Below are 9,187 nucleotides of genomic sequence, written 5' to 3' on the forward strand. Positions count from 1 at the left end.
AGGGTGGCCGTCACACGCCGTTCTTCTCGAACTACCGCCCGCAGTTCTACTTCCGCACGACGGACGTGACCGGCCAGGTGGTTCTGCCGGAGGGCACCGAGATGGTGATGCCGGGCGACAACGTCGCCATCGAGGTGCACCTGATCGCCCCGATCGCCATGGACGAGGGTCTGCGCTTCGCCATCCGCGAGGGTGGCCGCACCGTCGGCGCCGGCGTTGTTGCCAAGATCATCGAGTAGTGGTATAAGCCTGCCTCCGCCGCCGGCTGACCGCCGGCGGCGGATGTTTTTGTCCGAGACGGACACGGGGTCGACGCCTAGGGCGACGGCACCGTGACGTCGGGATCCCCAGGGATCCCGCAGGGCGGCGCTAGGAGTGTAGCTCAATTGGTAGAGCACCGGTCTCCAAAACCGGGGGTTGGGGGTTCGAGCCCCTCCACTCCTGCCATCCCGCCTCGTCTTGTCGGTCTTTGACAATCTGTTCCCCGGAGCTGGCACGTACCCCACGATGGCTAAAGTAAAACCCGCAGATTTCGTTCGTGAGGTCCGCCAGGAAGTCGCCAAGGTGACGTGGCCGACCCGCAAGGAGACGGGCATCACCACGGCCATGGTGTTCGTCATGGTGGTGGTCGCCGCGCTGTTCTTCCTCGTCGTCGACCAGGTCTTGGCGTTCGCCGTCAAGCTGGTGCTGGGTCTGGGAGCCTGACGCCATGGCCATGCGCTGGTACGTCGTTCACGTCTATTCAGGCTTCGAGAAGAAGGTCGCCCAGTCGATCCGCGAAAAGGCCGCCCAGAAGGGTCTGGAGAACCTTTTCGAAGAGATCCTGGTGCCGACCGAGCAGGTCATCGAAGTGCGCCGCGGCGCCAAGGTGAACGTCGAGAACAAGTTCTTCCCAGGCTACGTCCTGGTCAAGATGGACCTGATCGACGAAACCTGGTCCCTGGTGAAGAACACCCCGAAGGTCACCGGTTTCCTGGGTGGCGGCGGCAAGCCGCAGCCGATCAGCGACCGCGAGGCCAACCGGCTGATTCAGCAGGTTCAGGAGGGGATCGAGCGCCCGAAGCCCTCGATCACCTTCGAAGTGGGCGAGCAGGTCCGCGTCTCGGACGGCCCCTTCACCTCCTTCAACGGCGTTGTCGAAGAGGTCGACGAGGAGAAGGCCCGCCTCAAGGTGGCGGTCTCGATCTTCGGCCGCTCCACGCCGGTCGAGCTGGAATACACCCAGGTCGAGAAGGTCTGACGCGTTCGATCACCGGCTCGGGGACTCTGGTCCCCGGGCCGGCTTTTGCCGTGGGAGGCCCGCCATAGCCGGACCACGGAAACCCAGCGATGCTGGCGCTAGACAGTAGACGGCATCGCTTCAGGAGGTTGTGACATGGCAAAGAAAATCGTTGGCTACATCAAGCTGCAGGTGCCGGCCGGCAAGGCCAACCCGTCGCCGCCGATCGGCCCGGCGCTGGGTCAGCGCGGCCTGAACATCATGGAGTTCTGCAAGGCGTTCAACGCCAAGACGCAGGACCTCGAGGTCGGCATGCCGATCCCGGTGGTGATCACCGCCTACGGCGACCGCACCTTCACCTTCGTCACCAAGACCCCGCCGGCGTCGTACTTCCTGAAGAAGGCCGCCGGTCTGGACAAGGGCTCGCAGACCCCCGGCAAGGGCGGCTTCGTGGGCAAGGTCACGATGACCCAGGTGCGCGAGATCGCGCAGAAGAAGATGAACGATCTGAACGCGCACGACGTCGAGCACGCCGCGTCGATGATCGCCGGTTCCGCCCGTTCGATGGGCCTCGAAGTGGTGGAGGGCTGATCATGGCCAAGCTGGGTAAGCGCCTGAAGGCCGCCAACGCGGCGGTGAACCGCGACGCGTTCTACGCCCTCGACGAGGCCGTCAAGCTCGTGAAGTCGAACGCCAAGGCGAAGTTCGACGAGACGATCGAGATCGCCATGAACCTCGGCATCGATCCGCGCCACGCCGACCAGATGGTCCGCGGCGTCGTGAACCTGCCGAACGGCACCGGCAAGACCGTGCGCGTCGCCGTGTTCGTCCGTCCCGGCCCGAAGGCCGACGAGGCGCTGGCCGCCGGCGCGGACATCGTCGGCGCCGACGATCTGGCCGAGAAGATCCTGGCCGGCGAGATGAACTTCGACCGCTGCATCGCCACCCCGGACATGATGGGCGTGGTCGGCAAGCTGGGTAAGGTGCTCGGCCCGCGCGGCCTGATGCCGAACCCGAAGCTGGGCACCGTGACCCCGAACGTCGGCGAGGCCGTCAAGGCCGCCAAGGCCGGCGCCGTGGAGTTCCGCGCCGAGAAGACCGGCATCGTGCACGCTGGCGTCGGCAAGGCCAGCTTCGGCGAGCAGGAGCTGGTCGAGAACGTCCGCGCCTTCATCGACGCGATCAGCCGCGCCAAGCCGACCGGCGCCAAGGGTACCTACATCGAGAAGATCTCGCTCTCCTCGACCATGGGCCCCGGCCTGAAGCTGGACGTCGCCACCGCGACGACCGCCGGCTGATCTGAACCGATTTCGCCGCCGGCTCGCAGGAGCCGGCGGCGAGTCAGGGCGGCGGAGACGCCGCCCGCCCCTGTCCGAGACCGCAGGTGTCCGAAAGGACTTAAAACCCAACCTGCATAGACGGGAGTTGAAACCGGATTTCCAAGGGGCGTCGTGCCCGGCGGACAGACGGCTTGAGCTTCTGGGACAGGTTTGTAACCGGGGCCGCCCGGCGTTCCGAGCGGTCCTAACCAGTGCACCTCTGAGTAACGGAGGCGATCCGTGGATCGTACACAGAAAGAAGCGACGATCGCGGACCTGAACTCGAAGCTGCAGGACGCGGGCCTGGTGGTGGTCACCCATCACCTCGGCCTCACGGTGGCGGAAGTCACCAACCTGCGCGGAAAAGTTCGGGCCGCGGGCGCGAGCTTCAAGGTGACGAAGAACCGGCTCGCCCGCCGCGCCCTCAAGGGCACGCAGTTCGAAGGCATCGACGGCCTCTTCAAGGGGCCGACGGCGATCAGCTATTCGAAGGATCCGGTGGCGGCTGCCAAGGCGGTGGCCGATTTCGCCAAGACCAACGACAAGCTGGTGATCATCGGCGGCAGCCTGGGTTCCCAGGTGCTCGACGCCGAGGGTGTGAAGGCCCTGGCCTCGCTCCCGTCGCTGGACGAACTGCGCGCCAAGCTCGTGGGCATGATCCAGACCCCGGCGACCCGTATCGCCGGTGTCCTCCAGGCGCCGGGCGGCCAGGTCGCCCGCGTGCTTGCTGCCTACGCGAAGAAGGACGAGGCGGCCTGAGCCGCACGTTTACGTTTAAGTCTGAACCCAGAAGACAAGTCTTTGGAGTAGTACAATGGCTGATCTGAACAAGCTGGTCGACGAGCTGTCGGCCCTGACCGTCCTCGAGGCCGCCGAGCTGTCGAAGCTGCTGGAAGAGAAGTGGGGCGTCTCCGCCGCCGCTCCGGTGGCCGTCGCCGCCGCCGGCCCGGCCGCCGCTGCCGCTCCGGCCGAAGAGCAGACCGAGTTCACGGTGATCCTCGCCGACGCCGGCGACAAGAAGATCAACGTGATCAAGGAGGTCCGCGCGATCACCGGTCTCGGCCTGAAGGAGGCCAAGGATCTGGTCGAGGGCGCCCCGAAGACCGTCAAGGAAGGCGTGTCGAAGGACGAGGCCGGCAAGATCAAGAAGCAGCTTGAAGAGGCCGGCGCGAAGGTCGATATTAAGTAAGACCGTAGTGCAGCGATACGGATCTGACATATCCACGCCGAACGGCGGCTGGCTCCCTCTGGGGGCCCGCCGCCGCGCGGCGTTTTCTGCCTTCCACCGGACGGGGGCTCTCCCCGCCCGGATTTTTCCGTCCCGCATTTCCGGGGCGGCCCGCGCGAGTGTCGGTTGAGCGCACACACCAGACGTTTGGGGACATCCATGGCCAAATCCTTTACGGGTCGTAAGCGTGTTCGGAAAAGCTTCGGGCGCATCCCGGAAGTCACCCAGATGCCGAACCTCATCGAGGTTCAACGGAGCTCGTACGACCACTTCCTGCAGATGGATGTGGCGCCGGAGAAGCGCGCCAACCTGGGCCTGCAGGAGGTCTTCCGGTCGGTGTTCCCCATCAAGGACTTTTCCGACCGCGCCGTTCTCGACTTCGTGAAGTACGAGCTTGAGACGCCGAAGTACGACGTGGACGAGTGCCAGCAGCGCGGCATCACCTTCGCCGCTCCGCTGAAGGTCACCCTGCGTCTGTCCGTCTTCGACATCGAGGAGGACACCGGCCTCAAGTCGATCCGCGACATCAAGGAGCAGGACGTCTACATGGGCGACATGCCCCTGATGACGGCCAACGGCACCTTCATCATCAACGGCACCGAGCGCGTCATCGTCTCCCAGATGCACCGGTCGCCGGGTGTGTTCTTCGACCACGACAAGGGCAAGACCCATTCGTCGGGCAAGTACCTGTTCGCCGCCCGCGTCATCCCGTACCGCGGCTCCTGGCTCGACTTCGAGTTCGACGCCAAGGACCTCGTGTACGTGCGCATCGACCGCCGCCGCAAGCTGCCGGCCACCACGCTGCTGTTCGCGCTGGACGGCGCCGACACCGCCGCGCTGCGCGCCGACCGCAAGTCGAACGGCAAGGACCTGCTGCCCTACGAGGCGCAGGGCATGGCGAAGGAGGAGATCCTCTCCTACTTCTACCAGCACATCACCTACACGCGCGCTTCGGGCGGCTGGAAGACGCCGTTCAACGCCGAGCGCATGAAGGGCGTCAAGCTGGTCTCCGACCTGGTGGACGCCGCCACCGGCACCGTGGTCGCCGAGGCCGGCGCCAAGATGACCCCGCGCGCCATCAAGAAGCTCCAGGAGGGCGGGCTCACCGAGCAGCTCGTCTCCACCGAGGAGCTGACCGGCCGCTACCTCGCCGTCGACATCATCAACGAGAAGACCGGCGAGGTGCTGTTCGAAGCCGGTGACGAGCTGTCGGCGTCGGACCTGGAGAAGGTGGAGAAGCTCGGCATCGACGAGCTGCCGATCCTGGCGATCGACCACCTGAACGTCGGCGCCTACATCCGCAACACCATGGCCGCCGACCGCAACGCGTCCCGCGAGGACGCGCTGATCGACATCTACCGCGTCATGCGTCCGGGCGAGCCGCCGACCCTGGAGTCGGCCGAGGCGCTGTTCGCCGGCCTGTTCTTCGACAGCGAGCGCTACGACCTGTCGGCCGTGGGCCGCGTCAAGATGAACGCCCGCCTGGGCTTCAAGACCGACGACCAGATCCGCGTGCTCCGCAAGGAGGACATCCTGGAGATCCTGAAGGTTCTGGTGAACCTGAAGGACGGCCGCGGCGAGATCGACGACATCGACCACCTCGGCAACCGCCGTGTGCGCTCGGTCGGCGAGCTGATGGAGAACCAGTACCGCGTCGGCCTGCTGCGCATGGAGCGCGCGATCCGCGAGCGCATGAGCTCGGTCGAGATCGACACGGTCATGCCGCACGACCTGATCAACGCCAAGCCGGCGGCCGCCGCCGTGCGCGAGTTCTTCGGCTCGTCGCAGCTGTCGCAGTTCATGGACCAGACCAACCCGCTGTCCGAGATCACGCACAAGCGTCGTCTCTCGGCCCTCGGCCCGGGCGGTCTGACCCGCGAGCGCGCCGGCTTCGAGGTGCGCGACGTGCACCCGACGCACTACGGCCGCATCTGCCCGATTGAGACGCCGGAAGGCCCGAACATCGGTCTGATCAACTCGCTGGCCACCTACGCCCGCGTCAACCAGTACGGCTTCATCGAGAGCCCGTACCGCAAGGTCGCGGACGGCGTGGTGACCGACGAGGTGGTCTACCTCTCCGCCATGGAGGAGGGCCGCTACGTCGTCGCCCAGGCCAACGCCGAGCTGGATGAGAACAACCGCTTCGCCAACGACCTGGTGTCGTGCCGGCAGGGCGGCGAATACCTGATGTTCCGTCCGGAGGCCATCGACCTCATCGACGTGTCGCCGAAGCAGCTGGTGTCCGTCGCCGCGGCGCTGATCCCGTTCCTCGAGAACGACGACGCCAACCGCGCGCTGATGGGCTCGAACATGCAGCGTCAGGCGGTGCCGCTGGTGAAGGCCGACGCGCCGCTGGTCGGCACCGGCATGGAGGCCACGGTCGCCCGCGACTCCGGCGTGACCATCGTCGCGAAGCGCTCGGGCATCGTCGACCAGATCGACGCCACCCGCATCGTGGTGCGCGCGACGGACAACGCCGACTCCACGGCGCCGGGCGTCGACATCTACAACCTGCTGAAGTTCCAGCGCTCCAACCAGAACACCTGCATCACCCAGCGCCCGCTGGTGAAGGTAGGCGACCGGGTGGCCGCCGGCGACATCATCGGCGACGGCCCGTCCACGGAGCTGGGCGAGCTGGCCCTCGGCCGCAACGTGCTCGTCGCGTTCATGCCGTGGAACGGCTACAACTTCGAGGACTCGATCCTCATCAACGAGCGCATCGTCAAGGACGACGTCTTCACCTCGATCCACATCGAGGAGTTCGAGGTGATGGCCCGCGACACCAAGCTGGGCCAGGAAGAGATCACCCGCGACATCCCGAACGTCGGTGAAGAGGCGCTGAAGAACCTCGACGAGGCCGGCATCGTCTACATCGGCGCCGAGGTCCGCCCGGGCGACATCCTGGTCGGCAAGGTGACGCCGAAGGGCGAGAGCCCGATGACGCCGGAAGAGAAGCTGCTGCGCGCCATCTTCGGCGAGAAGGCCTCCGACGTGCGCGACACGTCGCTGCGCCTGCCGCCGGGCGTGGCCGGCACCATCGTCGAGGTGCGCGTGTTCTCCCGCCGCGGCGTCGACAAGGACGAGCGCGCGCTCGCCATCGAGCGGGCGGAGATCGAGAAGCTCGCCAAGGACCGCGACGACGAGAAGGCCATCCTGGAGCGCTCGTTCTACACGCGCCTCAAGGAAATCCTGGTCGGCCAGACCTCGGTCACCGGTCCGCGCGGCTTCAAGACCGGCGGCGTCATCGCCGCCGCCGACCTGGAGCCGTTCACCAAGGGTCAGTGGCGCCAGATCTCGGTCGAGAACGAGCAGGTCATGGAGAGCATCGAGAACCTGGGCAAGGTTTTCGACGACTCCATCCAGGCGCTGCAGAACCGCTTCGAGAACAAGGTCGAGAAACTGCAGCGCGGCGACGAGCTGCCGCCGGGCGTGATGAAGATGGTCAAGGTCTTCGTCGCCGTGAAGCGCAAGCTTCAGCCGGGCGACAAGATGGCCGGCCGTCACGGCAACAAGGGTGTCGTGTCGCGCATCATCCCGCAGGAGGACATGCCGTACCTGGAGGACGGCACCCCGGTCGATCTCGTGCTGAACCCGCTGGGCGTGCCCTCGCGCATGAACGTCGGTCAGATCCTCGAGACGCACCTGGGCTGGGCCGCCGCGGGCCTGGGCAAGCAGATCGGCCACGCGCTCGACCAGTATCGCCACGGCCTGAAGCAGGACGCGGAGAAGCTCGGCCCGGCGCGCCTCGCCGAGCTGCGCAAGGTGCTGAAGAATGCCTACGGCGAGAAGGTGTACGGCGAGGACGTCGCCGACCTCGGCGACGGCGAGGTGCTGGAGCTGGCCTCCAACCTGCGCAAGGGCGTGCCCTTCGCGACGCCGGTCTTCGACGGCGCCCGCGAGGAGGACATCTGCCGCCACCTGGAGGCCGCCGGCCTCGACCGCTCGGGCCAGGTGTTCCTGACCGACGGCCGCACCGGCGAGACCTTCGACCGCAAGGTCACGGTCGGCTACATCTACATGCTGAAGCTGCACCATCTGGTGGACGACAAGATCCACGCGCGTTCCATCGGCCCGTACTCGCTGGTCACCCAGCAGCCGCTGGGCGGCAAGGCGCAGTTCGGCGGCCAGCGCTTCGGCGAGATGGAGGTGTGGGCGCTGGAGGCGTACGGCGCCGCGTACACGCTGCAGGAGATGCTCACGGTCAAGTCGGACGACGTGTCCGGCCGCACCAAGGTCTACGAGGCGATCGTCCGCGGCGACGACAACTTCGAGGCGGGCATCCCGGAGTCGTTCAACGTGCTGGTCAAGGAGCTGCGCTCCCTCGGCCTGAACGTCGAGCTGAACCAGCGGACGTACTGACCTTAGTACCGAGTACCGGTCGGGAGCGGTGTGCGCACGCCCTCCCGACCGCGCGTCCCCTTATCCGAAACGCGGCTTATGCCAGCGGGAGACGGTCATGAACGAGTTGATGAACATTTTCGGCCAGGTCCAGGGTCCCCAGAGCTTCGATCAGATCCGTATCTCGATCGCCAGCCCGGAGAGGATCCGCTCCTGGTCGTACGGCGAGATCAAGAAGCCGGAAACCATCAACTACCGCACTTTCAAGCCTGAGCGCGACGGCCTGTTCTGCGCGCGCATCTTCGGGCCGATCAAGGATTACGAGTGCTTGTGCGGCAAGTACAAGCGCATGAAGTACCGCGGCATCATCTGCGAGAAGTGCGGCGTCGAGGTGACCCTCTCCAAGGTGCGCCGCGAGCGCATGGGCCACATCGAGCTGGCCTCGCCGGTCGCGCACATCTGGTTCCTGAAGTCGCTGCCGAGCCGCATCGGCCTGCTGCTCGACATGACGCTGAAGGACCTCGAGCGCATCCTGTACTTCGAGAACTACGTCGTCATCGAGCCCGGCCTCACCCCGCTCAAGCTGCACCAGCTGCTGGGCGAGGAGGAGTACATCAACGCCCAGGACGAGTACGGCGAGGACGCGTTCACCGCCTCCATCGGCGCCGAGGCGCTGCGGATCATGCTGTCCGCGCTCGACCTCGAGGACGAGAAGAAGAAGTGCCGCGAGGACCTGCGCGACACCTCCTCGGAGGCCAAGCGCAAGAAGCTGGTCAAGCGCCTCAAGCTGATCGAGGCGTTCATGGTGTCGCAGTCGCGGCCGGAGTGGATGATCCTGGAAGTGATTCCGGTGATCCCGCCCGAGCTGCGCCCGCTGGTACCGCTGGACGGCGGCCGCTTCGCGACCTCGGACCTCAACGACCTGTACCGCCGCGTCATCAACCGCAACAACCGCCTGAAGCGGCTGATCGAGCTGAAGGCGCCGGACATCATCGTGCGCAACGAGAAGCGCATGCTGCAGGAGGCCGTCGACGCCCTGTTCGACAACGGCCGCCGTGGCCGCGTCATCACCGGCGCCAACAA

General features: G+C 66.2%; 7 protein-coding genes, 1 tRNA gene and 2 pseudogenes. All 10 read left to right on the forward strand.

The window, feature by feature from the left end:
• A pseudogene (tuf, locus tag ACRWK7_RS13370) lies at positions 1-239 on the forward strand (elongation factor Tu); the annotation flags it as partial.
• A 132-nt stretch (positions 240-371) separates the two neighbouring features.
• Positions 372-447 (forward strand) — tRNA-Trp (locus ACRWK7_RS13375).
• Between the two features lie 60 nt (positions 448-507).
• The gene (gene secE / locus ACRWK7_RS13380) at positions 508-705 is read left to right on the forward strand and encodes a preprotein translocase subunit SecE (RefSeq protein ID WP_109121873.1); all 198 of its coding nucleotides are present in this window, start codon (positions 508-510) and stop codon (positions 703-705) included.
• A gap of 4 nt (positions 706-709) precedes the next feature.
• Positions 710-1,240 (forward strand): transcription termination/antitermination protein NusG, encoded by a 531-nt coding sequence (gene nusG / locus ACRWK7_RS13385; RefSeq protein WP_431856738.1) that lies wholly within the window; start codon positions 710-712, stop codon positions 1,238-1,240.
• Positions 1,241-1,375: 135 nt separating this feature from the next.
• Positions 1,376-1,810, forward strand: a complete 435-nt coding sequence (gene rplK, locus ACRWK7_RS13390; RefSeq protein WP_431856739.1) for a 50S ribosomal protein L11 — start codon at positions 1,376-1,378, stop codon at positions 1,808-1,810.
• 2 nt (positions 1,811-1,812) lie between these two features.
• Positions 1,813-2,517, forward strand: coding sequence for a 50S ribosomal protein L1 (gene rplA / locus ACRWK7_RS13395; protein WP_431856740.1), 705 nt, complete (start codon positions 1,813-1,815; stop codon positions 2,515-2,517).
• 261 nt (positions 2,518-2,778) lie between these two features.
• A complete protein-coding gene (gene rplJ / locus ACRWK7_RS13400; protein WP_109121869.1) occupies positions 2,779-3,297 on the forward strand; it encodes a 50S ribosomal protein L10 in 519 nt (172 codons plus the stop codon).
• Positions 3,298-3,352: 55 nt separating this feature from the next.
• Positions 3,353-3,727, forward strand: coding sequence for a 50S ribosomal protein L7/L12 (gene rplL, locus ACRWK7_RS13405; protein WP_431856741.1), 375 nt, complete (start codon positions 3,353-3,355; stop codon positions 3,725-3,727).
• 198 nt (positions 3,728-3,925) lie between these two features.
• Positions 3,926-8,125 carry a DNA-directed RNA polymerase subunit beta gene (rpoB, locus tag ACRWK7_RS13410; protein WP_431856742.1) on the forward strand — a complete coding sequence of 1,400 codons (4,200 nt, stop codon included), beginning with the start codon at positions 3,926-3,928 and terminating at the stop codon, positions 8,123-8,125.
• Positions 8,126-8,222: 97 nt separating this feature from the next.
• Positions 8,223-9,187, forward strand: a pseudogene (locus ACRWK7_RS13415) (DNA-directed RNA polymerase subunit beta'); the annotation flags it as partial.

This window comes from Azospirillum sp., from assembly GCF_050789165.1.

Bases quoted from the DNA above. Each gene is read 5' to 3' on its own strand.
- rplA (WP_431856740.1), top strand. From the start codon at position 1,813: ATGGCCAAGCTGGGTAAGCGCCTGAAGGCCGCCAACGCGGCGGTGAAC.
- secE (WP_109121873.1), top strand. From the start codon at position 508: ATGGCTAAAGTAAAACCCGCAGATTTCGTTCGTGAGGTCCGCCAGGAA.
- rplL (WP_431856741.1), top strand. From the start codon at position 3,353: ATGGCTGATCTGAACAAGCTGGTCGACGAGCTGTCGGCCCTGACCGTC.
- rpoB (WP_431856742.1), top strand. From the start codon at position 3,926: ATGGCCAAATCCTTTACGGGTCGTAAGCGTGTTCGGAAAAGCTTCGGG.
- nusG (WP_431856738.1), top strand. From the start codon at position 710: ATGGCCATGCGCTGGTACGTCGTTCACGTCTATTCAGGCTTCGAGAAG.
- rplK (WP_431856739.1), top strand. From the start codon at position 1,376: ATGGCAAAGAAAATCGTTGGCTACATCAAGCTGCAGGTGCCGGCCGGC.